This is a genomic window from Corallococcus silvisoli (genome assembly GCF_009909145.1).
Taxonomy (GTDB): Bacteria; Myxococcota; Myxococcia; order Myxococcales; family Myxococcaceae; genus Corallococcus; species Corallococcus silvisoli.
This window is the reverse complement of the sequence record NZ_JAAAPJ010000050.1, coordinates 1-1,754: the sequence shown is the minus strand read 5'-3', so window position 1 is coordinate 1,754 and position 1,754 is coordinate 1. Positions and strand designations below refer to the sequence as shown.

The following is a 1,754-nucleotide window of genomic DNA, read 5'->3' as shown; positions in this document are numbered from 1 at the left end:
CTCAGCGTCCCGCCTTCCTCCGCGCTCTTCAGCGCCACCTCTCCGGCCCTCCTCCTCGCCTGCTCCTCGAATCGCGCATGCACGGAAGTGGTGCCCAGGTCTTCATTCCGCGCGCGGGCCCACGTCTCCACGAGCAGGCTGCGCTCGGCCGCGTCGAGCAGGGACGTCCGATCCACCCGTGTCTCGGGATGGGCCAGCACACCCTCCAGCAGCACGCGCAAGTGCTCCACCATGCGGCGCACCGTGGCGGACTCGAACAGCTCAGTGCTGTATTCGAGCCCCCCGCTCAACCCGTCCGCCGTCTCCATGAAGAAGACGCTCAGGTCGAACTTCGACGTCCTTCCCTCCAGCGCCACGGGCTTGAGCGACATGCCCGGCAGCCTTGCCTCGCCCACGGGTACGTTCTGGAGCGCCAGCAGCGTCTGGAACAGCGGCGTGTGACTCCGGTCACGCTGGGGCTGAAGCGCCTCCACCAGCTTCTCGAAGGGCAGCTGCTGGTGGTCCTGCGCCTCCAGGACCGTCTCCCGGACCTGTTTCAACAGCCCACGGAAGGACAGGCCGTCCTCCAGCTGCGTCCGCAACACCAGCGTGTTCACGAAGAAGCCGATGAGCCCTTCGACCTCGGGGCGCACGCGGCCCGCGATGGGCGAACCCACGCTGATGTCCTTCTGACCCGAGTACCTCGACAACAAGGCCTGCCAGCCCGCCAGCAGCACCATGTACAACGAGGCACCTTCTCGCTTCGCCAACTCCCGCAGTCCCTCCGCGAGCGATCGCGGCCAGTGGAAGACCTGCGTCGCACCGGCGTTGCCTCGCACCGCGGGCCGAGGATGATCCGTCGGCAACTCCAGCACGGGCGACGCACCGGAGAGCTTCTGCTTCCAGTAGTCCACTTCCCGCTGGAGCACCGCGCCCTGCAACTCCTGGCGCTGCCAGACCGCGAAGTCCAAGTACTGCACGGACAGCTCCGGCAGTGGCGACGGGCGTCCCTCCGCGAAGGCCGCGTAGAGCGTGCTCACCTCGCGGACCAGGACTCCGAGCGACCAACCATCCGAGACGATGTGGTGCATCGTCACCAGGAGCACATGCTCCTGCGTGTCCAGCGTCACCAGCAGCGCCCGGAGCAACGGGCCTCGCAGCAGGTCGAATGGCTTCAGCGTCTCCTGCGTGATCCGCTGTCTGGCCAGCGACGTCCGCTCGCGAGCCTCGGAGCCGGTCAGGTCCACCCGGTCCAGCTTCAGATTCATGTCGGGATGGATGACCTGGATGGGCTGACCGTTCTCCTCCGCGAAGGTCGTCCGCAACGCCGCATGGCGCCGTGTCACTTCGCGCAGCGCCCGCGCCAGGACGTCCTGGCGCAGCGTGCCTTCCAGTCGCACCGCCACGGGCATGTTGTAGAGCGCCGTGCCCGGCTCCAACTGGTCGATGAACCACAGCCGCTGCTGCGCGAACGACAGCGGACGGGCGGCATTTCCCGTCACGGGCCCGATGGCCGACAGGTTCGACCGGGTGGCCTTCTCCAGCCGCAGGGCGAGGGCTTCCACCGTGGGCGCCTCGAACAGCGCGCGCAGCGGCAGCTCCGCTCCTGTCTCCATCCTCACCCGCGACACCACCTGCGTCGCCAACAGTGAGTGCCCACCCAACGCGAAGAAGTTGTCCCTCACTCCCACTCGCGGGACTCGCAACACCTCCGCCCAGATGCTCGCCAGCTTCTCTTCCGTCTGCGTCCTCGGCGCCTCGTACTCGCTCCCCGC

At 67.8% G+C, this 1,754-nt stretch carries 1 protein-coding gene; it reads right to left on the bottom strand.

The window, feature by feature from the left end:
- The coding region (locus tag GTY96_RS36995; RefSeq protein ID WP_235686145.1) for a condensation domain-containing protein at positions 1-1,754 on the bottom strand (1,754 nt) is incomplete at both ends.